Below are 23,457 nucleotides of genomic sequence, written 5' to 3' on the forward strand. Positions count from 1 at the left end.
TCATTCCTGTTGAAGTTAAAGTGATGTCTCAAACTGCATTTGTCACTGGGGGAGCCGGATTTCTCGGACGCCGCCTGATCCTTGATCTGGTGGGGCGTGGACTGAACGTGCGCTGCCTTGTGCGTCGATCTACTGACCTGACTGAATTGAATTCGCTTCTGAATGACGAGCAGTCTGCACGCATCCAGTTTGTCTATGGAGATGTTGCTGATCGGGCTTCACTCGACGAAGCACTTCAGGGTGCAGATGTTGTTTATCACCTTGCTGCAGCGTTAGCAGGAAGCCCTTCCACGATGTTTGCGAACACCGTGATTCCGACCAGAACATTGCTGGAAGCGTCGGCAATGGCCATGGTGAAACGGTTTGTGCTGGTCAGTTCCCTGGGAGTCTATGGAACGAACCAGATTCGTCGCTGGGGCACATTGGATGAATCGACTCCAGTGGACCCTCATCCTGAGTTGCGAGACCCTTACACCTTCAGCAAGATCCGTCAGGAAGAAGTTGCCTGGGAAGCCCGAGAGAAGTGGGGACTGCCGATCGTAGTTGTTCGTCCCGGGGTGATCTATGGACCGGGGCGGCCTCTGTTGACGAGTCGTGTTGGCCTCTCTTTTGGGCCGGTTCTGCTACGGATGGGAGGAGGGCACAGGCTTCCGTACACCTATGTTGAGAACTGCGCCAAGGCCATTGCTCTCGCCGGGGTAACTCCTGAGATTGAAGGTGAAATCTTCAATGTCGTGGATGACGATTTACCATCCGGAAAGCAGATTGTCCGACTGTTGAAGAAGAATGGACATCGATTGCGATCTGTCTGGGTGCCTCGTCCGATGATCGGTCCGATGTCTTCGCTCTATGAGATGTATTCGAAGTGGTCAGGAGGCCAACTTCCTGCGGTCATCACTCGCTATAAGAGCGATGCCATCTGGAAGCCGGTACGCTACTCGAACGAGAAAGCGAAACGCTGCCTCAAGTGGACACCAACTGCAAAAACGCTTGATGCTCTGGCGAAGTCCGTTTAGATCCCGCTCTGGATTTCATCTGGTAAATTCGTTCCATCGTTTTGATCGAACTAACCGATTCGGTTTGATAGGAAGTGACGAATTCGTCCTTTCTTAAATCATCGTTGCTGATTAGCTTAGGAATGCTCTTCACTCAGGTTCCTTTCGAAAAAGAAATAATTGGTGCGCAATTGGCGTGCTATGTTTCTGAAAGGCCATTGCGATTCCATAAGGCCGAGCCGTTGAAACGTGTTGGTTGTGGCGGTTACTCCGTCGGTGCCGATTGTTTTGGCGGATGTGGCTTGTTGAGGTCTGTCATTTTAAGTTGGTGCGATGCGACTCCTGTTTATCAGCACGACATTTCCGGACTCCGCTTCCCCAACCAGAGGGACTTATAACTCAGCATTGGTGCGGGCGTTGAGCCGTCAGCACGAGGTCTCTGTCATTTCGCCTCGATTCTTTACCGAGGTTTACTCCCGCAGAGGGAAGAAGTCATTCGCGGTCCCGGAAGAGATGGTGTCTCGTGGGATCCCGGTTCAGTATCCCACCTACTGGTACACCCCACGGGTCTGGCAAAGCGCTTATGGCGACCAGATGTGGTGGTCTGTGAAGAAGGTGGTTCAGAAGACTCTGAAAACGTTTCAGCCTGATGCTGTGCTGAGCTATTGGGCTCACCCGGATGGCGATGTCGCTCGACGAGCTGCAGCGATTGCTAACGTCCCTTCGGCTGTCATTGTTGGAGGATCAGACGTCTTGATTCTTCCGCATCTCCCTGGGCGAGGAGTGCGCGTTCGCGAAGTGCTGAATGCCAGCGATGCGGTGATCACTGTCAGCAATGGACTGCGCAAGAAAACAGTCGAACTGGGAGTGCCGGAATCGAAAGTACACACCATTTATCAGGGAGTCGATGAACATCTCTTTGATCATCAACTCACTCGGAGAGATGCCAGAAAGCGATTGAATCTGGATGACAAGCTCGCGCACCTGCTGTGGGTGGGACGTGTTGTTGAAATCAAAGCTTTGCCTGTGTTGTTTGACGCAGTGGCTCTGCTGAAAGAGCGGGGACTGCGATTCCAGTTACATCTTTTGGGCAGTGGCCCACTAAAAGCTCCGTTGCAGCAACTCGCCCAAAGTCGCCAGCTCGATGATGTCATTCGGTTTCATGGTGCCGTGGGGCATGATCAGATTGGAAACTGGTATCGGGCTGCAGATCTGACTGTATTAACCAGTGATTCAGAAGGACTGCCGAATGTCCTGCGAGAATCTCTGGCATGTGGAACACCGTTTGTCTCGACCGATATTGGGAGTGTTCGCGAGATCGCGTTTCCAGAGGCAACCTGTTTTGTGCCTCCTCGAAATCCAGGTGCCTTTGCTGACGCGGTTCAATCGATGTTGGCGGAAGAAGCAAAGCTCGCTGCCGCTGCCTATCAGCCATCGACCTGGGAAGACAGTGCTCAGGAAACAGTCTCTTTGTTCAGATCGCTGCTGAGGACCGATCGAAAGCAGCCATTGGCCGATACGGTTGGGCCGAGGTTGGTCAATGCAGGGAGAGATCAGAGGTAGGTTCAAACGGCAGACGGAGCGTTGCCGGAGAGTTGGAAAAGCAGGGAGCTTGTCAGGAATTTGTCATTGGTCATGTGATTCCTGTGTCGTATGCGGTATTGCGCAGGCGGGGCAGGGCAGAAAAGATCATCAGCGTGTTTTCGAATCCACTACCACGAGTTCTGTTTGTGTCGTACCTGTTCCCTCCAACCGGCGGGGTGGGAGTGCAGCGCGTCAGCAAGTTCGTGAAGTATCTTCCGCGACATGGCTGGAATTCTTCAGTCCTGACCGTCTCAAATGCCTCTGTTCCGTTACAGGATGAAAGTCTGATCCGAGACATTCCACCCGGAACGATTATTCGTCGCGCGAAAACGTACGAACCAAGCTATGCCTTGAAGTCGTCCGTCTCCGGGGGGAGCAATCACAAGGCCAAAAGCCATTTTCTGATTCGAACTGCGAAGAAGATTGCACGGGATACTGCGAATACGATTTTGCAGCCGGACTCACAGGTGTTGTGGCATCCGCATGCGTATCGTGCCGGGTTGCGTCTGCTGAACGAGGTGCCACACGATGTCATCATTGCGACGGGACCACCGTTCTCGTCATTCCTGCTCGGAGCGAAGTTGAGCCGTAAAACGGGGCTGCCGCTCATTCTTGATTATCGAGACGAATGGGATATCAGCAATGCGTATTGGGAGAACAAGAATCAAGGGCGTTTTGCCAACCTGATTCAGGCTCGTCAGCATGCGTCGGTTGTTCATCAGGCGGATTACTTGTTAGCGACCTCGCCTTCCAGCGCTGGCGCCATTGAACAGTTTGCTCGCGATAACGGTTCTGGTGCGGCTGTTGGATACATCTATAACGGGTTTGATCCAGATGATTATCCTGTGGAAGTACCAGGAGCGTCAGGACGCCTTGCCAGCACAGCGAACAAGTTTCGTCTCGCGTTCATCGGAACACTTTGGAATCTGAATTCGATTGAACCCGTCGTCGAAGCCTTACTGAGAATTTGCGACTCGCACCCGATTCTGGCGTCGTCGTTAGAACTCTTTCTGGCAGGGCGCCGCACCCCGGATCAGGAAGCGATTCTCGATCGTCTCAATGGCACCGTTGTGACGGTGACCAAAAAGCCATTCGTCTCGCATGATGAGGCAATCAGCTTGATGCGGTCAGCAGATGCGTTGCTGATGTTGAATAGCGACCTGCCGAAGGCTCAGCGAATCATTAATGCAAAGACGTTCGAATACATGGCCGCCCGGCGTCCGATCTTTGTGGTCGCCCCGCAAGGAGATGTCTGGGATCTGGTGCAGAACTTACCCGGGACGACTCTTTGCCGTCCCGGTGATGTCTCCGGGATTGCGGATCGCTTGTTGATGTCGCTCGAACTGTATCGCTGTGGCGAACGGTTTTCAGACGCCGTCTGGGACATTTCTCAATTTGAGCGAAATGAGAGCGCGAAGCAATTGGCAGAGACACTGGATCAGTTTATTGGTCTGGACGACGCCGGTGTTCTTGGAACCAGTGGATTGTCTGAGCTGACAGAAAGGTCAGGGAACAATCCATGACACTCTTTCAAGAAATTGAACTGGCAACGGTTGTCATCCTGATTGTTGTGGCGGTTGCGTTTTATCTTCTCGCAATTCGATCACGGCAGATGCATCGTTGGGTGGGAAGTTATGTCTTCCCGACGACTCCGCGCCTGACGTGGAAGCCGGATGATGAAGTCGATGTCTTTATTGCGATTTGCGATCACTGGGAGCCACGCTGCTATGGTGCCAGTGATGAGTTGGCCATCTCGCGAGTTCATCGCTGGCGAGATGAGTATCCGCGAATGTTTGGTCATTTTACGGACGTCAACGGCCGCGCACCGAAGTACACGTTCTTCTTCCCTCAGGATGAATATCGCCCTGAGTACATGGATGATATTCGTCCATTGGTCGACTCCAATCTGGTTGACGTCGATATCCACCTGCACCACGACAATGACACTGCTCAACAGCTTCAGGAGAAGTTGGAAGAGTTTCGTGACACCCTGTTTTTTCGACACGGATTGCTACGACGTGATCCGGTAACAGGAGAGATCGTTTACGGGTTCATTCACGGAAACTGGGCACTCTGCAATTCACGCCCGGATGGTCACCTCTGCGGTGTCGATCAGGAATTGACTGTCCTGAAAGCGACAGGGTGCTACGCCGATTTCACATTGCCATCGGCACCCAGTGCGACTCAGACGAAGATCATCAACTCCATCTATTACGCCAAGGATATTCCCGGTCAGCGCAAGTCGCACAATACCGGAACCCTTGCACAAGTTGGCAAGTCTGCACCGGCGGATCATCTGTTGTTGGTTCAGGGAGCATTGGTTCCTGACTGGAATCGCCGACGTTGTGGAATTATTCCGCGAACAGAAAACTCAGATCTGCATGAAGGCCGTCCTGCAGATCTGCGACGACTGAAACTCTGGATGCAAGCTGGAGTTCATGTTGTCGGGCAACCGAACTGGCGATTCATCAAATTGCACACACATGGGTGCAAGAATGGGAACATCGACACCATGCTCGGGCGGCCGATGCAGAAATTTCATGAGGAACTTCAGCAGTTCCATCAACAGCATCCCGGCTTTCGTTATCACTATGTGAGTGCCTGGGAAATGGCACAATTGGTGCATCAGGCGGAAGCGGGAATGCAGAAGCCGGACTTCAGCTTTTCTCAGATCGCCACCAGGACTTGACCCAGTTTCAGGGCGGTGTAGCGGTTTCTGGCGAGCGGGATTACGATTCCGTCTGGTGGATGCGGCCGCTCAAGAGACCGAACCGGTCTGAATGAAACTGGATGTTGAGTTTACTATGCCCGTTTGGTTGCTGATGGTCATTGCCGCTCTGGTGGCGGGGTTGATTCCAATACAGGGGATTGTCAACGGCCGCCTCGGAATCGTATTAGGGAACCCCTTACTGGCAGCGCTGATCTCGTTTCTGAGCGGCACAATCATTCTCGTGCTGATCTATTTCGGGATGCACGGATCTCTTCCCAGAATCCCCACCGACGGGTCAGTTGCCTGGTATCTTTACACGGGCGGGTTGATCGGTTGCATCTATGTGACGGCGGTGCTGATGCTCATCCCGATCATTGGACCAGCGAACGTTCTGGCCGCGAGCGTTGTAGGCCAATTGATCGTTGCGCTGCTGGTCGAACATTGGGGACTGTTCGGATTACCACAGCACTCAATATCTGGATTGCGAATCTTCGGGGCAATGCTACTGATCTTCGGAACCTGGATGATTCAACGCGGATAGCTCGATTGCTTTTAAGCTGATGCAAGAATTGTGACGGTTCGATTTCTTACTGATCGATCTTCCCGGACGGCATCGCGACGACAGCGCCTCATGCGCGCTCCGGTCTGAAGCGACAGTCCATTGCGGGAAAACGAGTTTGGGGAGTTCCTCTACCAACCTGCGAATGATCGCGAACACAACCTCGGGAACGCTCAGTACTGGGGAATGCTTCCTCGGCCTTCGTGCTTGTTCTCTGATTCCAGTGTTCGCATCACGAGACAATTCACAACATGGAGAAGGCCAGCCGCTCGACATGCGGCATGCTCGATCTCGGGAACTTTTCTGCTATCAGGAACGCGGACCACGCCTGACAGACAGATGCTGTTGGCTGTGCGATGGACCTGTAGCGAACTGAATTTGACATCAGCAATGGTGAGCAATTCTCGAAGCACCGCACGTTCAATTTCGTGTGGCTCGCAGTGGCAAGACCCACAGATGTCCTCGTGATTGTGTTCGGCGACCTCATTTGCAATTTGCGGGGTATCCCTGTTTAGAACCCTGGTCGTCATCGTCTTTCCTTTTAAATTGAGCGCAATCGGAATGAATCACGTGAATTGAGTATTGATGGTCTGGCGTCGTTGTGACGGGGGATGAATTTCCGCCTTCCAATGCATCAAGGCCAAGCGAGAACTGGCAGCACAAATTGTGGGGTGATTCTAAAGATGCCGAGTGGCTGGCGCCTGTGGCGCGAATCCCGCCTTGAGAGTTGGAGAGACCATCTTGCTTCCATTCAGAATACCAACAGATCGGAGATCTCAAACGCGATTTTTAATTCTACGGGATTTTTCGCAGAGATCGGAGATATCGAAATTGACGAATATCTGGGTTTCGCGTGTCATCTGCGATGGTCAAATCATGGGCGCACCTCATTGATTCGTCGAATTTCCAATGAGATTTGGGGAGAGAAGGCCCCCAGATCGAGCTGATTTGACGGGGACCTGGCGTTGATACGTTGTTATTCAGTGAGAATTTTTTACAATCACAATCGCAAAATTGTGTCAAGAGAATTTCAAGGTCACTATTAAGGAGCGGAATGTGGGAAACGGCATCACGTCGGGAATGCAGCTCCTGGCAGCAGAAATAACTCCCGCATTTCTGGCGATTCTCATCGGGATCTTTTTCCTGGTGATCTTCACCTTGATGGTGATCTATTTCGTCGGCAGCTATTTTAGTTTGTGGATTCGTGCGTTCTTCTCCCGTGCTGGAATCGGTCCTTTCGCACTGGTTGCCATGGGGTTACAGAAGGTGAACCCCAATACAATCGTTGATGCGAAGATCACCGCGGTTCAGGCGGGGATTACAGATATTCCGACCAGAAGCCTCACCTGTCACTATCTTGCGGGCGGGAATGTCCCACGGATTGTTCGAGCGTTGATCGCCGCACACCGAGCTCAGATTCCCTTGGACTGGGACACAGCAGCAGCGATCGACCTTGCTGGTCGTGACGTTCTTGAGGCCGTGCGGACAAGCGTCGACCCCAAAGTGATTGACTGTCCAGACATCCGGCATGGGCGAATGACTCTGGACGGCGTCGCTAAGGACGGAATTCAATTGAAGGCACGTGCGCGAGTTACCGTCCGTACGAACTTGAGTCAGTTGATCGGCGGGGCGACGGAAGACACTGTGATTGCACGAGTTGGGGAGGGGATCGTGTCGGCGATCGGCAACTGCGACACCCACAAGCAAGTGCTTGCAAATCCTGCATTGATTGCTCAGGCAGTACTCCGGAAAAGCCTGGATTCCCAGACTGCGTACGAAATCGTTTCCATCGATATCGCTGATATTGAAGTGGGAGCAAATGTCGGCGCAAGATTGCAAGCTGATCAGGCAGAAGCAGATATGCGCGTTGCCCGTGCTCACGCCGAACAACGGCGAGCAGAAGCGGTGGCAACGGAACAAGAAATGCAGGCAAGAACACAAGAGAATCGGTCGAAGGTGGTGCTCGCTGAGTCTGAAATCCCGAAGGCAATGGCAGAAGCCTTCCAGAATGGGATGCTGCGGGCTTCAGCAAATGGAAAGATTGAAGCGGTTAGGAGTTGAACGGCAGATTTTGCTGGATATTTGGAATACAACTCGGCAACAATTGATCACAAAGCTTTGCACCTCCTGCGTACGATTAAAAGAAGACGAACTTTATTATCCATGCCGCTGACGGATTCGGCGGTTTGAATTGACCGACACTTGCCATACCAACAGAGCCACGGATGAAATGTTGGAGGTTTTTCGGCGGTGTCGTGATATGGAAGATTACTGAGATGGCAGAATTGAATATTCAACTCACACGCAAACAGCAAGAACTCCTCCTTCGCGGGCTCCGTTTCGTTCGTAGTTCTGTAGCACTTGATCCTGCAGAATTCACCGAAGAAGTCGACCAGCGTCGCCGTGGCCAATATGCAGAAATTGCAGCGATTGAATCAATGTTGTCGACCGCAAAGATCATTGAAACAGCAGCTGTCTAGTTCCGTTTTTGCTGTCGTTGTTTTGCATCGACAGCGTTTGGATCTCTCGTCTTATCTGGTGAAAGTGTTCGGGTTATCAGCGTTTTGTTGATCTCTCGAACTCATTGATTCAGGTTGCAGGTTTTTGAAATCCGCTTGCTCCAGTCACCCGGGTTCACCTTCGGGTTCACGGTCGCACGGTCATCCACCTCCCAGCCTCGACTGATTTTGACGTGTAAGACCTGAATGTGCCTGCCGCAGAGTCTCTCTGCGGCAGGCATTTTGTTTTTATATTCGTTCTGTTTGCTCTACCATGTGTGCCGCCAATCAAATTTGAAGGGCAGGCCCGACTCAGGTCGCATGCGTCGACAAGTAGCACCCGGTGGTTGAGCGATTTGGACCATGACCGTCTGAACCTGTTCTCATAGGTCGGATCAAGTCAGGGCGCGTTCTCCCAAGAGACTGTAAGTAACCATTTCGGAATCAACTCGAATTATGAAGTATCAACGAGTTTGCGTTGACGCGTTCGTCACGACACTGCCACCGGATGTTGTCACTTCTGCTGAAATTGAGAACCAGCTTGCACCGGTGTATGAGCGATTGGGACTGCCTGCCGGGCGTCTGGAACTGATGTCGGGGATCCGGGAGCGGAGATTCTTTCCTCCACGAACACTGCCGGGAATGATCAGCGGTCAGACCGTTCGGAAGGCACTTCAGGTTTCCGGACTGGATCCAGCAAACTGCGGGGCATTGATCCACGGGTCCGTTTGTCGCGATCAGATGGAACCTGCGACAGCTGCCGGCGTGCATCATGCAGCTGGACTTCCGGCAGAGGCACTGGTGCTGGATGTCAGTAACGCCTGTCTGGGGTTGCTGAATGGCATGTTGATGATTGCGGACATGATCGAACTCGGCCGCATCAAAGCAGGGATTGTTGTCGGAACCGAAGTGGGACGTCCGCTTGTTGAAGGAACGATCGCAAAGTTGCTGCGTGATCCATCGGTGACCAGAAAGTCGATCAAACTCGATTTCGCATCGCTGACAATCGGGTCAGGATCGGCGGCGATCGTGTTATGTGATGAGTCGATCTCGCGTACGGGGAACCGTCTGTTGGGGGGAGCTGCATTGGCGAACACGTCGCAACATGAACTCTGTGCTGGTGGCGTTGATTCCCCGGGAGCAAGTGATGGCCGTCCTGTGATGAGCACCGATTCCGAAGCTCTGTTGCATGCCGGTGTCGATCTGGCGGACAAGACTTGGGAATTGGCGAAGCAAGAGTTGGGATGGCAGAACGAAAACGTGAATCGGGTGTTTACCCATCAGGTCGGGAAGGCCCATCGCTCACTCCTGCTGAAACGCCTGGGGCTTTCCGAAGAGCTCGATTTTCCTACCGTCGACTTTCTGGGCAATACCGGAGCGGCTGCACTTCCAACCGCTGTCGCATTGGGATCGGAACGTCAGTTTGTTCAGGATGGTGATCAGGTCGCTCTTCTCGGCATTGGAAGCGGTCTCAACTGCATCATGCTGGGACTGGATTGGCAGAAGACGCTTTCTGAATAGCGTCTGGGATCGCGAATCGGGATCGCTGTAAATAGCTTGTCGGTACGAAGCCCGATTCCAAATCGTCTTCAAAGAGAAAACGCCCCTGCGTTCAAATGAATGCAGGGGCGTTTTTAAGATCTGTCGAGATGATTCAGCGAATCTGACACGCGGGATACAGTTTTCTCCAGAGGAGAAGGCTGCTACGCGGTCGATTACGAAATCGCTGCTTTATTGGCAATCTGGTTGGAACTTCGCCAGTACTGAAGCGGAATTAAAGCCAGTGCAGAGATGGCCAGCTGTGACAGGGCGAAAAGTCCCAGATACATGAGTCGCCCTTCGGTGAATCCGTAGCTGTGCAATCCGACACCGAGTTCGTTAACTCCGAACCAGGACCAGCTGACGACAATGTTTCCGAGGACGGAGAGAATGGCGATTCCCCGATCGGATGTCATCTTGCCCCAGCGAACGTGCAGAACAAGTGCGTTCCAGAGAACAATGATCAATGCACCATTCTCTTTCGGGTCCCATCCCCAGAACCGGCCCCAAGAGTCATCGGCCCATAGTCCGCCAAGCACTGTTCCCCAGAAGCTGAAGAACGTTGCGAAGCAAAGCACACCGTAAATCATGCGGATGAGCTCTTTGCTGACGGCTGGGGTGAGTCGTTTGGTGAACAGACCCATCCCGATATAGACGACTCCAAACATGCCTGCGAGGTAAGTGGTTGCATATCCGAGGGAGATACAGACCACGTGTGTCGCGAGCCAGAATTGCGTATCGAGCACCGCTTCCAGAACCACAAAGGTATCTCCGTCAGCAGCCAGACCTGCGGCAATACGAAGAGTGAGGAAGCCGGAGATCGCGGCAACGAAGTTTCCGACCCCGATCTTTGTCAGCAGTTCCACGATTAAACCGCCAAGAACGACTGCCCAGCCAATGAAGACTGCTGATGAATACAGATTTGTTACCGGGGGACGCCCGGAAATATAGATTCGCCCTAAGAGTGCGAGAGTGTGAACGGTGAAGATCAGCACCAGCACCCAGAACGAAGACTTCTGGAAAATGGCCGGCAGGAAGAGCCAGCCAAACAGTGCCAGAACGCCAGCGAAGACATACAGGTAAGAGCTGACATTAAATGGCGAGACGCGATCAAACCATGCTTCAAAAGCGACCTTCTGAACAGGTACGTCTTCAGCTGATGCGTTCTTCGCGAGGAACGCCTGATAGGTTTTCAGATCGGCGTTGAATTTCTGAACGTCACCTGCTTTGTAGGCGTTAAGCATTGCAATGAATTGCTCAATGGCCGGCGGTGTTTTCGCAGGGAATTCGCTGTAGAACTGATCATAAATATGTGCAATCGTCAGCGTTTCCCACTTGGAATTTAATTCCGGGATATTCGGACGCTTGATGTCCTCTGTTCCAAGGTGAGTCGGGACCGTCAGTGGCATTGGACCCAGCCCGAAATCTTCGCTGAACTGCGAGATGGCATTTTGAGTTCCACGCAGATATTCGAAGTACTGCTGAGCACGCGTTGCAATTTTCGCTGCGGCTGGAGTGTCTTCCGGGAGATCCGACTTTGGAAGCTGTGGAGCATTCCCCAGTGTCCGTTCCAGGAAACTGTAAAGGACAAATCGGTTGGCAACTTCAACTGTTTTGCGTTGAATCAGTGATCGTTCTTTGGCTGGCGTTTTGGTCGCCAGTTGAGCCTGTTCGAAAATCTTCTCGATCTTCGGTTTCAGTTCCTCCGCGGAGTAGGTCATCCCTTCGCGGTTTTCCAACCCGATGAGTCGGCGAACTTCTTCGTTTTCAATTCGAATGACACGGAGTTTGCGCGCCTTCTCTTCGTCGGTCATCATTGCGATGAGCCACTCAATGGCCGGTCGTTTTTTGCCATCGGTGTTGGTGTATCGCTGATAATCTGACAGCTGCATCACTGTGTTACGTGCGAACGTGTCGAACGGCATGGCTCGACCTTTGTACCACATCGGCAACTTACCGAACTCGGCCAGGTTGAACTGGTCGGATTTCACCCGAACCGGCATGGCGGTGTAGGCCAGACAGGTTCCGATCAGCAAGGTGATGGATGCGGCGACGATGGTGCCGGTTCTCTGCTGACGCTTATATCGGGCAATCGAATCGTTTGTTGGAAGTGCTTTGGCGGAACCGTCCCCGATGGTGTCAATGTTCGACGCGACCAAACCTTGCTGTGTCTGTCGCAGGCGTCGATTGAGATAACGCAGGAGTGTCTGCCCGAAGTGGTACATCATCCCCACGACGGTCATCATGCAGGCAACATAAGGGGTCATCCAACCGGCGTTGTCGACGACCTGAAGTGTCGTCATTTCGCCGTCGCTGAGCTTGGAATAGCCGGACTGGTAGAACGTCTTTCCGCCGTATCGCATCGGATTATTCATCCAGATGCGATGGTCGAATTTCACGCCGCTGACCGGATCGTTCAGTTCAATATAGGATGAGTAATCTTTGACATTTGTGGTCCCTTTGTAGTCGTTCTTCTGAACGTCTTTCAGGGTGATGGAGTAAGGGTTGTAAATGCGTTTGAATCTCAGCGAAATTTTGTATTGCTTATCGCCAATAGTCACTTCATCTGAGGCATCGCTCATGTTCAGTTCGAGGTGCGCGGAACCGAGGTAGACACCCAGGTCTTTGCCGTCACTCGAAGTGATTTTCAAGTAGGCACTCGGGACGTCAAACTTCGCGCCGGTGTCTGTTCCGGTTGAACCGCGAACTGGGGCAGTCCGTATCGTTTTTCCGATCCCCTGAGTGGCCGGATTTTCTGCAGGCAATCCTTCAGGGACAGGTTGCCTTGGCCCGAGAAGAGTTGAGTTTTGATAGTATTCCAGCACTTCAATTTTGAAGGGAATACGAGGGTCTTCAATGACTTTCCCTTTCCCGTTGAAGCGGTCACCGCCGATGACGGTGATCTTTTCATTCTCGGGATCGGTTTGGTCAGTGACAGCGATCTCGGCGTGTCGCATGTCGCGGCTGAAGTAAACGGTTTCCCCTTCAATGATGTGCATCTGGCTTTCAATGTGCTGGGTTCCAACGAGGACGTCGTAGCCCATCATCAGTGCGATGCCAGCATGGAGAAGAACGATTCCGGCGCGCTTCTTGAAGATCAGAAGGCAACCAGCCAGTAACACGACTCCGGCGAAGGTCGCTTTCATTACCTGATACAAAATTCGCATCGTTGCTTCGTCGCTGCCGTCCCCTTTGGTGGCAACAATGGAGCCAATCAACAGGCTGACTGCCAGGCTGCCGAAGAGCCAGCGGCGTTCAGGATGCTGTTTCCCAGCGACAATCGCTGCATAAGTACAGACGGCACAAAGTCCGAACAAGGCGGATTCTGTGAGCCACCAAAGTGAGGAGTAGCCAATGATGGGATCAGCTTGCAGGCCGTCCGGGTTGGAACCGCTGAGGATCACCGCCAGAGTGACTAACGAACCGAGTCCAAGGACGATCCAGCCGACAACAAGTCGTCTTCCTTTTGCTTGAACCTGAAAGCGGGCAAGGTGTGCCGCCAGCAGGTTGACCAGCATGACAGTCCCGATGATCCAGCCTTTCGGGAACCAGATTCCAACATAATGTGGGAATGATGGCGCTCCGGTGGGGAAGAAGGCCGGGGGGAAGAACAACGCAGGGCGAACCCAGACGAACATTTCTTCCAGATGGATGAATGGGGGAGTCGTCGTCAGCAATCGATGAAAGTCGACGCGGAAATATTCACGAACGACCTTCCAGATGTCATCGTCCACCTGAGCCAGAGTCCCGACGAGCACGATGAAGATCGCCGCCAGAAACGAAGCAATGGTGATCTTCAAGGAGGCGAGTGGAATCAGGATTGCCTGGATTTTCGACCAGATCGGTGAGGTCGAAATAGGAATCTCGCGACGTGGTTCGCCATCTTGAACCTGCGAGGAAGGCGCTGGCAGGTTTTCCGGATTGGTAGTCATCTGGGGCATTTCTCGCCTCGTTTTCGACTGGATAGGAGAGAAGTGTATTCTCGCTGATCACATCAGAAGCACGAGAGTTTTGGTGGGATGATTTGACTGAGATCTGTGTCCCTGGCAGGACCTAGGGCTACTTACTTTGCATTTCCAGTTTGGCAGATTCCAGAAACTTGATGAAACGATCGCGTTCGGCTTTGATCGCTGCCGTTGGTCCCTGGGCTTTGAAGAACCATTTGGCGTCTCCGTCCTCGACTATTGCTGCGAGGATGGATTGTTCCGCCCCGTATGCTTCGACAAAGGTTGCTTCTTCGCCGGAAATCTTCATGGCAGTCTTTTCGGCGTTGAGTTGTTCTTCAGTCTGTGGTTCCAGAGAAACCTGTGAACGCCAGCGGTTCACGTTCGCCAGAACATCTCCCCCGCCTGGGAAACGGGAGACACTGACGTCGACAACGCCACCTTCCGCTTGAGCTTCCAGAGACGCCAGCCGCATGGAATTTCCGGCGTTGCGTTTCCAGCCTTCTGGCTCAGTGAACGTGACTGGTGAATTCTTTTCCCCGGCCATTTCCTTGGCGCTGTTTGGATCGTCGATGACGACAGCAGCCAGCATGCGTGTTGGCCCGACCATTGCGGTCGTTCCTTTAAGATTGATGAGAGCCACCAGACGTGAACTGCGAGGAGAAATGATCAGTTCTCCACGAGCCATGGCTTCTTCCTGCCATTTTGCTTCAGGCATCTCTTCCAGTCCCAACTGCTGACGCCAGCGGTTGATGTTGGCAAACAGATATTTGCTGATGTCCGGACCGGTAACAGGAAGTGTCGAGATCGTCACTTCGAGCGGTGGTGTCGTGTCTGGAATCGAGAGTGTCTGGTATCGCGGCGCTGGTCCGTTCGAAACCAGCCAGCCTTCCGGAACCTGATAGCGAGGTGTTCCGTTTTCTGAGAATTGCAGTGACTGAATCACCTGAGTGAATGGGAGTGTCTGCTTCAGGACATCGTCCGTCGGTCCCATTACTTTGAAGAACCAGCCATTTGTACTGCCGGTTAATGGGCCAGCTGCGACTTTATCCGGTTTGACAACAGCGGAGTCTTTGGACTTTGGTACGGAGTACTGCTGAATCTCGTCACGTCCACAGCCTTGAAACAACGAGGCGAGAAATGCCGGCAGAAGCAAGCGATTAAGCATGAGGTCGAAACTCAACACAGAGGGAAGCGGGTGGGACGCCTGAAGTACGGTAGGCAGTCAGTAGCCCATTTTGGCGAGGAACACTTTGGTTGCTTGGCTCAACGGGTTAATCAAGGATTATAGTTGCGACAAGAATGAAAAGTACATAAATGCCGGTGGATTTCTCAGAGACAGAGAATGTTATTGGCACGGAATCTGCTTCGTGCTCTTTTGTGAAGAGTCAAATTTCGGCCTGGTTATTGTTTCCTTCTTTTCTATTCTTCCTGATCGGCATGGACGGAATTGTCGGAACCAACGGCAAGTTGGAATCCTTCCATGACGATGAGTTTAAGGTGAGAGAACAAGGAAGGTCTCACTGCAATCTGTTTTCGATCCATCGCTGTGATCAAAAGTAATGAAGCCACAGTGATTTAAGATCGAATTTTTGCAGGAAATGGTGGCTGGCGAAGTCCCAGATCATTCAGGGCGAGCCAAGCGGCTAAATAAGTGTAGGGAGTAGGGAATTATGGGGATTGAGACACAAAATCGTCGGCACTTTCTTGCCACAACTCTCGCAGGGGCAGCCTCTTTCGGCATGGGATGGTTTTCACGTCCCGCATTCGCCGGCCCGACACAGATTCTTGAGAAAGTGGATGCAGCAGCCGAAGCGAGCACGCTTGGCCCCGCTTTTCGGACGGTCGCCGCAAGTATGCGATCGCTGGATGACGTTCAGGATTACACCGCGACGTTCTATAAGAAGGAACTGGTCGGTCGAAAGATGATCGAATCACGGATGGGATTGAAGTTACGAGAAGCTCCATTCAGTGTCTATCTCAAGTTTGTTTCTCCAAGTGCTGGCCGTGAAGTGCTTTATGTTCACGGTCAGGATAAGAACCAATTGAAGGTGAAGGAAGTCGGATTTGCCGGGCTGGCCGGAACCGTCTCGCTTGATCCGACAGGCTCCTTCGCGATGGATGAGAATCGCTATCCTGTCACCAGTATTGGGTTACGGCATTTGACTACGAAGCTTCTGGAACTCTGGCTGGAGGAGGCTCACCTTGATGGCCAGCAGGTTCGCAACGAACGCGGAGTTTCCATCGGGACGCTGAAGTGCAATATGGTGGAAGTGACGCATACCAAGCGTCATCAGAATGCTCGTTTCCAGACAACCAGATTGTTTATGGATGAGGCCACCGGGCGACCGATTCGGTTCCAGGCACTCGCGTTTGCAGGTCCTCGAGACACTGGCCCACAGGTCGTGGAAGATTATCTCTATGGAAATCTTCAGTTCAATGTTGGTCTGAACGAAATGGATTTCAGTACACGAAACCCGCAGTACAACTTTTAGAGTACTGACGTTTTCGCGTTTGAATCGTCTCCCAGAGCAAGGGCCATCTCGTTTGAGGTGGCCTTTGTCTTTTGGTGAAGTCAGATTCAGCTATGGTCTCTCAGATTGAGAAGATTGACTGATCGCTTTGCAGCGGTCGTTTCGTGGGGCGATCTCCCAATTTCGATCAGAAGTCTGTGGTTTCTTTTGATGCAGGGTAGCCTGAGAGAGCGTTTCGCGCGATAATCGCTCAGACGAATCATGACCGCATGATGGACTTCAATTTGAATTTGAGAGTCGCTTACTTCTACTCTCGCTCGGACCGGTGATGCAGACTGGTTTTTGAATTCGAATCTGACCCACCTGTTGCAACCTGCCTCGACACCGGAGCAGCCAATGGCTACTGAAACAAAAACCGAGATCGGCAGCTACTTCATCTCGAACTATCCACCGTTTTCGCAGTGGAAGAAGGATGCTGTTCCGGAGTTCTATGAAGCTCTGGATGCGACGCCGAACAAAGCTGTTCCGATGGGGATGTATCTACACATTCCCTTCTGTCGAAAACGCTGCAAGTTCTGCTATTTCCGCGTCTATGTTCAGCAAAATGCAGACACTATCAAGCGCTATGTCGAGACGCTTGATAAAGAAGTGCAGCTGCTCAAAGATCGCACGGCGATTGCTGATCGGGAATTGCAGTTCGTCTACTTCGGAGGGGGAACTCCGTCTTATCTGAGCGCCAAGCAATTGCGAATGTTGCGTGACCGGCTCAGTGAATCCGTGTCATGGGATACGGCCAAAGAAGTGACCTTTGAGTGTGAACCAGGAACGCTGTCTCTGGAGAAAGTGCAGACGCTCAAGGACATCGGAATTACGCGTGTGTCCCTCGGCGTCGAAAACTTCAATGATGAGATTTTGAAAGAGAACGGTCGCGCTCACCTGTCGCCTGAAATTGAGAAGGCGTACGGATGGATTCAGCAAGTCGGCTTCCCTCAGGTCAACATCGATCTCATTGCAGGAATGATCGGCGAGACTGACGAGAACTGGCACAACTGCATCGATCGCGCTTTGGCGATGGATCCTGATAATGTGACCGTTTATCAGATGGAATTGCCGTGGAATACGGTCATTTCGAAAGAGATGCTGACCGAAGGAATCGAGGCGCCGGTCGCGGATTGGCCGACGAAGCGTCGTTGGGCGAATGAGGCGATCAATCGGTTCGTTGAAGCGGGTTATGAGGTGTCGAGCGGGAATGAACTGGTTCGAAGTCGGCAGACCGACAAGTTCCATTATCGCGACAACCTGTTCCGTGGCAGCGATATTATTGCTGTCGGCGTGTCATCCTTCGGGCACTTGCAGGGAGTCCACTACCAGAATCAGGACGAGCTCGAGAAGTACATGGTGACCGTCAACTCCGGAGAACTTCCGGTGAAACGTGCACTGACTCCGACTCCTCATCAGCGGTTCGTTCGCGAATGGGTACTGCAGATGAAAGAAGGGCAGTTGAACGCCGCTCCGTTTCGAGAGAAGTTCGGAGTCGATCCGCTGGTCGAGTTTGCTGAAGCGTTGCAGAATCAGCAGCGTGCCGGGTACCTCACGATTGAAGGAGATCGCGTGCAGTTGACCAGAAAAGGGTTGCTACAAGTGGATAGCCTGCTGACGGAATACTTCGAAGAGCAGCATCGCGAAGTTCGGTACACGTAATCTGCACTTGATGAGTATCTGCGCGCAAGGAAATGCGGCTCCCCTTTGTCGATTGGGAGTCGCTTTTTTAATTTCACTCTTTCGAATGTCACCGATGTTTTTAACGCTTGAATCCAGCTCCCTCGAAGAGACCTTGAGAATCGGTGCGGCACTCGCGGATTGCCTGGACGTCGGCGATGTGGTTGCGCTGGATGGAGATCTCGGTGCTGGTAAAACGCATCTGGTGCAAGCGGTTGCTGGTGCGCTGGGAGTCGATCCGAGTGACGTTCACAGCCCGACATTTGTGATCATTCAGGAATATGCAGGTCGTATTCCAGTTTGTCATATCGATGCCTACCGGCTGAACGATATCGACGAGTTTTTGGAACTCGGATCAGATGAGCTGGTTGGCGGGGATTGTGTTTCGCTGATTGAATGGGCGAATCGTGTGGAAGATGTCCTACCCAATGACCGATTGTCAGTGCAGATCAGCGTCAGTGGAGAGAGTTCACGGACGCTGGCAATTTCCAGTTCCGGCCCACGAAGTCTCGCGATCATCATGGCCTTGGTTCAGCGTCTTGGCGAATAGCCTGTCGTTTGAGATTCAACTCAGCAGAACGCCAGGCGGATGATGGCGCTGCCATTCTTCAGTCGAGAATCATCAGGCTACCGCGTGACAGCTGTTGAGCGTTCGCGTTGAGTCAACATTGAGACCAGTCCACCTGCGACCAAATGCTGCACAAGTGTCTGGAGCAGAATTGTCATGATGATGAGCGGGTCGTGCACGAAGATGGTGCTGGCCAGTACAACTGCGGCCCCTGTGTTCCTCAGCCCACATGCGAGACTGAATGCAATGGCGTCTTCTTTGGGAGCATAGAGTCTCCGGGAAAGAAACCATGCGGCGGTGACGAGGATTGCGTTCGAAACGAAGACGAACAGCAGGCCAATCAGAAAGACATCTTCACTGCGTATTTTGAGCAGCACCGAAGAGGCGTTGATGTAATTCAGCAGCAACAGGCAGGTCAGGCTGACTCGGCTGAGCCACTGTTTTGACCAGACGATACCCTTCTTTCGTGACCACAGGCCGATGGTCAGTCCCACAAGCGCGGGACACACTACCCAGATGCTGAGAAAGCTGGTCAGCTTCGTCCAAGGAAAGATTTCGGTCGGGGACGTGTTGTTGGTCGGCGAAAGGATTTCAAGAAGATTGAAAACAATGGGAGCACACAACGGGGCGGCGATTGTGGCAATCAGCAACATGCCGAGACTGAGCGGAAGGTTCCCGCTGGCAAGATGCGTCCAGCCGACTGATGAGTTCGCAATCGGCATGGATGTCGCTAATACCAGTCCATAGATCATTCCATCCGGGACCCCGAACCAGCGGGCGATGATCGCTGTCAGGCCAATGACAACAGCAGGGACAAGCCATGTTCCAATGCTGGAAAGTGGAAGCATCTTCAGGCTGGCCGGAGCAATTCGCGTGGATTCCACTGTCAGGCCAGCACAGAGGAGCAAACACCCCAGGAGGAGGTGCTGGAGCGAAACCCGAAAGACACCTGCCGACTCTGGTGAAGAGAGCGATAAGAGCATCAGGCCAGGGTCAGGAATGCAGATTGCCAGCCCGTACATCAGCAAGAGCAACAGAATCACCTTGAATGAATGGCCACGAGATGGTCGCGCAATGTTCGCTGCACCAGCTGGAAATGGCTGGTGTCGAAATTCGGATACATTGAGTGGCGTTTTCACTTGAGTGACGGCAACGTCTTGTTGGTCCTGAATGTCGATATTCAAATCCTGTTCTGAATTGATTCGACGTGCATGATGTGGATTTTCTGAACTGCGTTATTCATGAAAGGCGGTGTTGCTTCTCTGCCGTACTGTTCTCTGCCGGAATGAGGACTTCCGGATTCAGACTCCCTGCAGAAACATTCCTCTATGAGACATTGCGGAAGTGGCTGAGTTTGTGAGACAGGAAATCTCCCGGTTTCGCTGAAAGTTTGTCAAGTTTTTGACTCTCTTACGATAGAGAGATGTTTTGTGATGTAATTGGATTGTGTGACAATGGTTACGTTGAACGTGTCGCTCTCGCTGACCACGTTCCGTTAGATGATCTCTGCAGGAGATGCAGGTCTTTTGCTGCCGACGGCATTTCAATTCAGTGTGATGCGACGCCTCGATGCTTAAATGTGTCTGGTCCGGTATTTGTGACTGGGATATCATCCATGGTGTGTCTGGCTTTCGGAAACATGTCTCGTTTGTGTGATTTTGTCCTTGTGAATTCAGCGGGGTGATTTCTGCGAATTGAGGACGTCCGGCTCGAACCAGAACCGGTACGATTCATAGTCGAGGCGATTCGATACAGCATGCATTGGTAGTCCAATGGCTGGGACGGAAATCGGAAAAGAGCTGATCGAAGAGTGTTTGCGGCGTCTCGCTGCAGGTGATCTCAGTGCGCGCAACGAACTTCTCGCAGGCGCAGGTGATCGCTTGTTGCGACTGACTCGTCGGTTGAAACGCGACTTTCCCGGTGTAGGTCGTTGGGAGCAGACGGACGATGTTTTTCAGGGAGCACTGTTACGGCTCTATCAGTCATTTAAAACGGTAAAAATCGAAAGCCCTTTGCACTTTTACCGCCTTGCGGCATTACAGATTCGACGGGAATTGCTGGATCTTTGTCGTCACTATCAGGGACGTGATGGAGTCGGTGCTCATTACGCTTCCTGGGTGCCAGGGGACGATGATCCTCCTGAGTTGATAAACGGGCCGAATCCCTCAGAAACAACAAGTGATCCACACGGTTTGGCCGAATGGGCGGATTTTCACCGTTTAGTAGAAGGACTCTCGGAGGAAGATCGGGAAATGTTCGACCTGTTGTGGTATGCAGGTTTGAATCAGAGTGAAGCAGCCGAAGAACTGAACTTGAGTTTGAAGACTGTTCAGCGAAGATGGCGCGGAGCCCGACTGCGGTTGTCTGCGGCATTAGATGGAAATAAGTCACATTAGAATGGCTATTCGTGACCTCCTTGGAGTCGCGGTCTTGGCCAGACAACGTGTGAATGATTCGATGGATTCGAACGGAATATTGCGGTCTGAACGGGTTTGACAGAGTGTTGGACCTGTGTTTCGCTTCTGTTTTGTTGATGTGAAAGACTGGGACAAAACAGCCATAAGCGTGAGCGTGACGACCGCCTTGTACAACATTGGAACGTTGGCAGAATGATTTCGAGTTCTCGTCTTGATGAACTGCTGGATCAGTGGGAGGAAGCACTCGCACGTGGCGAAGTGCTGTCTGCCGAACAACTTTGCGCTGATTGTCCCGATTTGAAAGAGCCGCTGTCGGAACAGATTGCCGCGCTCCAGAGAATTCGGGAGAAGTTTGATTCGCTTTCTCATGCGAGTCAGCAGCATATGGTTGCCGAACCAACGAACGTTCCCCAACTTCCGGTCGAAGAGGGAAGCGTCTCAGTCATGACCAGCGTGGAGCAGATGCAGCTCTATGCAACAGGGGGCCTTGGTCGAGTTTTCTCTGGAACGGATACCGTTCTGCACCGTGATGTCGCTGTGAAGTTCCTGCAGGAACAGCATGCGACCCGCCCGCGAATGATGGAACGGTTTGTTGCTGAAGCAGAGATTACGAGCCGTCTTGACCACCCGAACGTGGTTCCGGTGCATGGCTTCGGCTGGACCGCCGCAGGGCACCCGTTTTACGTGATGCGGTTGATTCGTGGGGAATCTCTGGACGCAGAAATCGACCGGTTTCATTCCAAGCCGATTCGCTCGGTCGCGTCTTTTCGGAATTCAGATTTCCGGAATCTGCTTCAACGTATCAAGGACACATGTAACGCGATTGCCTACGCGCACAGCCGTGGAATCGTGCATCTCGATATCAAACCTCAGAATATTCTGATTGGCAAATACGGCGAAACGATGGTCGTGGACTGGGGCCTTGCGGCGACAGTTGGGCGCGAAGACCGGTTTCGTATGAACGGCGAACAGACGTTGAATCTGAAGATGTCGGCTTCCAACAGTTCGACTTCAATGCAGGGAGGCGGAACACCGGCGTATATGAGCCCGGAACAAGTTGTCTGGCAACCGCCGCCGGGTCCACCTGCGGATCTGTTCTGCCTGGGAGCAACTCTTTACAAGATCTGTACTGGCCGCCCACCGTATCGAGGGTCTCGTCAGCCGAAGGTGATTGATCAGAACCTTGCAGTTGACTTCCCGTTGCCACGTGAGATTCAAAAGCATGTCCCGCGCGCATTGCAGTCCATCTGCCTGAAGGCCATGGCAATGCAGCCGGAGAACAGGTACGAAACGGCCTTGGATCTTGCAGCGGATCTTGACCGATATCTTGGTGGCGCTCGGGTGAAGGCGCATCAGGAAGGGGTCGGTGAACGGGTTGTTCGCTATATCAATCAGCATCGCCGCAGTTCCGGTTTCGCGGCTACGTTTGCAGTGCTGTTGTTGGTTGCGAGCATTGTTTCCAGCGTCCGATTTGCAGAGATCGCACGACGAGAAGCGGCATCCCGAGCGGCTGTTGAGCAGTTGCAGTCACAGACACTGGCGGCTTCCGCTCATTATGCGGCGGAGATGTTTGCCGGCGAAATTCAGTATCGCTGGACCGTGCTTGATCGGGCGGCAACCAGCAAACTTCTGCGGGATGAACTTCAGAAGTTTGCCAATGGAAAAAAGGACGAAGTCGCGAAGGAGCAGTTGCAGGTCTGGCTCAGCGAGCAGTTTGTTCGATACCGTGATTTGAACGCGTCGAGCTGGTTCATTGTCGCCGAAGATGGAACCCAGCTCGTGGTTGTTCCTCGAAGACGTGGTGCGCGTGCGGAAAGTGAAGGGGGCAACTATCGGCATCGTGATTACTTCCACGGCCGTGGGCGAGAGTTTGATCGCGAGACCCCGGCCGATGAACTTCCTCCAATTCGAGCTCCTCACTTTTCTGCTCCGTACGTGAGTACGAATTCAAGCAAGTTGCGAGTTGCGTTAAGTGTTCCGATCTGGGCCGACGAAGATGGAACTGGCAAGCCGTTGGGTGTCTTAGGGATGGGGACCGAATTAGGTCAGATGAAAATGCTGGAGAACGCCATCCTGATTGACTCCCGAACAGACTGGCTTGAAGGGAAGGAAGAAGTTGGACTGGTGCTGCAGCATCCTGGGTTGGAAAAAGAAAATCGACCTGTCGAGAAAGCAGGGCAGGACTTCTTTCGGGTGACTCCGCAACAGTTAAGCGAAATGACGGTGGCAGGACGGTCCAGTCGATTGCTGCCGCGGTTTATTGATCCACTTTCTGAGACCAGCCACGAACAGATCGCAGCAGCCGCTCCGGTTGTTGTGAATGACTGGTTGGCTCCAGAGAATCAGCAGCAGAGAAATACCGGTCTGTATATCGTTGTCACGCAACCGAATTTGCCGACGGTCGAAGCCCAGTAACGCCAGTCGTTCAGTTAGCCGGTCCTGCAGTTCAG

General features: G+C 52.6%; 16 protein-coding genes. 13 read left to right on the forward strand and 3 right to left on the reverse strand.

From position 1 onward, the window contains the following. Positions 1-23: 23 nt before the first annotated feature. The 8 genes from SH527x_RS19735 (at position 24) to SH527x_RS19770 (ending at position 9,867) form a co-directional block, all read left to right on the forward strand. Complete coding sequence (locus SH527x_RS19735; protein WP_437192407.1) at positions 24-1,016, forward strand: NAD-dependent epimerase/dehydratase family protein; 993 nt, start codon at positions 24-26, stop codon at positions 1,014-1,016. 312 nt (positions 1,017-1,328) lie between these two features. Beyond that, positions 1,329-2,558, forward strand: coding sequence for a glycosyltransferase (locus SH527x_RS19740; protein ID WP_437192408.1), 1,230 nt, complete (start codon positions 1,329-1,331; stop codon positions 2,556-2,558). 134 nt (positions 2,559-2,692) lie between these two features. After that, on the forward strand, positions 2,693-4,102 hold the full coding sequence (locus SH527x_RS19745; protein WP_437192409.1) for a hypothetical protein: 1,410 nt from the start codon (positions 2,693-2,695) through the stop codon (positions 4,100-4,102). Then, positions 4,099-5,268 (forward strand): hypothetical protein, encoded by a 1,170-nt coding sequence (locus SH527x_RS19750; protein WP_437192410.1) that lies wholly within the window; start codon positions 4,099-4,101, stop codon positions 5,266-5,268. Before SH527x_RS19745 ends, SH527x_RS19750 begins: the two co-directional genes overlap by 4 nt. Before the next feature lie 115 nt (positions 5,269-5,383). Beyond that, positions 5,384-5,830, forward strand: a complete 447-nt coding sequence (locus SH527x_RS19755; protein WP_437192411.1) for a DMT family transporter — start codon at positions 5,384-5,386, stop codon at positions 5,828-5,830. A gap of 1,179 nt (positions 5,831-7,009) precedes the next feature. Then, positions 7,010-7,909, forward strand: coding sequence for a flotillin-like protein FloA (floA, locus tag SH527x_RS19760; protein WP_437194656.1), 900 nt, complete (start codon positions 7,010-7,012; stop codon positions 7,907-7,909). A 215-nt stretch (positions 7,910-8,124) separates the two neighbouring features. Further along, positions 8,125-8,328 (forward strand): hypothetical protein, encoded by a 204-nt coding sequence (locus tag SH527x_RS19765; RefSeq protein ID WP_437192412.1) that lies wholly within the window; start codon positions 8,125-8,127, stop codon positions 8,326-8,328. A 474-nt stretch (positions 8,329-8,802) separates the two neighbouring features. Beyond that, positions 8,803-9,867: a 3-oxoacyl-ACP synthase III gene (locus SH527x_RS19770; protein WP_437192413.1), complete on the forward strand. Its 1,065-nt coding sequence runs from the start codon at positions 8,803-8,805 to the stop codon at positions 9,865-9,867. 194 nt (positions 9,868-10,061) lie between these two features. Here the strand turns inward: SH527x_RS19770 and ccsA are convergent, their stop codons facing one another. Together ccsA and SH527x_RS19780 are read right to left on the reverse strand one after the other, a co-directional pair. Then, positions 10,062-13,817, reverse strand: a complete 3,756-nt coding sequence (gene ccsA / locus SH527x_RS19775; protein ID WP_437192414.1) for a cytochrome c biogenesis protein CcsA — start codon at positions 13,815-13,817, stop codon at positions 10,062-10,064. A gap of 127 nt (positions 13,818-13,944) precedes the next feature. Further along, positions 13,945-14,997 carry a hypothetical protein gene (locus tag SH527x_RS19780; RefSeq protein ID WP_437192415.1) on the reverse strand — a complete coding sequence of 351 codons (1,053 nt, stop codon included), beginning with the start codon at positions 14,995-14,997 and terminating at the stop codon, positions 13,945-13,947. Between the two features lie 505 nt (positions 14,998-15,502). On the opposite strand from SH527x_RS19780, the gene SH527x_RS19785 reads away from it, so the two are divergent. From SH527x_RS19785 to tsaE, 3 genes are all read left to right on the forward strand, one after another. After that, complete coding sequence (locus tag SH527x_RS19785) at positions 15,503-16,324, forward strand: DUF1571 domain-containing protein (protein ID WP_437192416.1); 822 nt, start codon at positions 15,503-15,505, stop codon at positions 16,322-16,324. Between the two features lie 375 nt (positions 16,325-16,699). After that, entirely contained in the window at positions 16,700-18,004 is a 1,305-nt protein-coding gene (locus tag SH527x_RS19790; RefSeq protein WP_437192417.1) for a coproporphyrinogen-III oxidase family protein, read from the forward strand. A 94-nt stretch (positions 18,005-18,098) separates the two neighbouring features. Next, complete coding sequence (gene tsaE, locus SH527x_RS19795; RefSeq protein ID WP_437192418.1) at positions 18,099-18,572, forward strand: tRNA (adenosine(37)-N6)-threonylcarbamoyltransferase complex ATPase subunit type 1 TsaE; 474 nt, start codon at positions 18,099-18,101, stop codon at positions 18,570-18,572. A 77-nt stretch (positions 18,573-18,649) separates the two neighbouring features. Here the strand turns inward: tsaE and SH527x_RS19800 are convergent, their stop codons facing one another. Then, positions 18,650-19,774, reverse strand: coding sequence for a bile acid:sodium symporter family protein (locus SH527x_RS19800; protein WP_437192419.1), 1,125 nt, complete (start codon positions 19,772-19,774; stop codon positions 18,650-18,652). A gap of 588 nt (positions 19,775-20,362) precedes the next feature. On the opposite strand from SH527x_RS19800, the gene SH527x_RS19805 reads away from it, so the two are divergent. Beyond that, entirely contained in the window at positions 20,363-20,986 is a 624-nt protein-coding gene (locus SH527x_RS19805) for an RNA polymerase sigma factor (protein WP_437192420.1), read from the forward strand. A 213-nt stretch (positions 20,987-21,199) separates the two neighbouring features. Further along, on the forward strand, positions 21,200-23,422 hold the full coding sequence (locus SH527x_RS19810) for a protein kinase domain-containing protein (protein WP_437192421.1): 2,223 nt from the start codon (positions 21,200-21,202) through the stop codon (positions 23,420-23,422). Positions 23,423-23,457 lie beyond the last annotated feature (35 nt).

Origin of the sequence: Planctomicrobium limosum (assembly GCF_051465645.1) — a bacterium.
GTDB lineage: Bacteria > Planctomycetota > Planctomycetia > Planctomycetales > Planctomycetaceae > Planctomicrobium.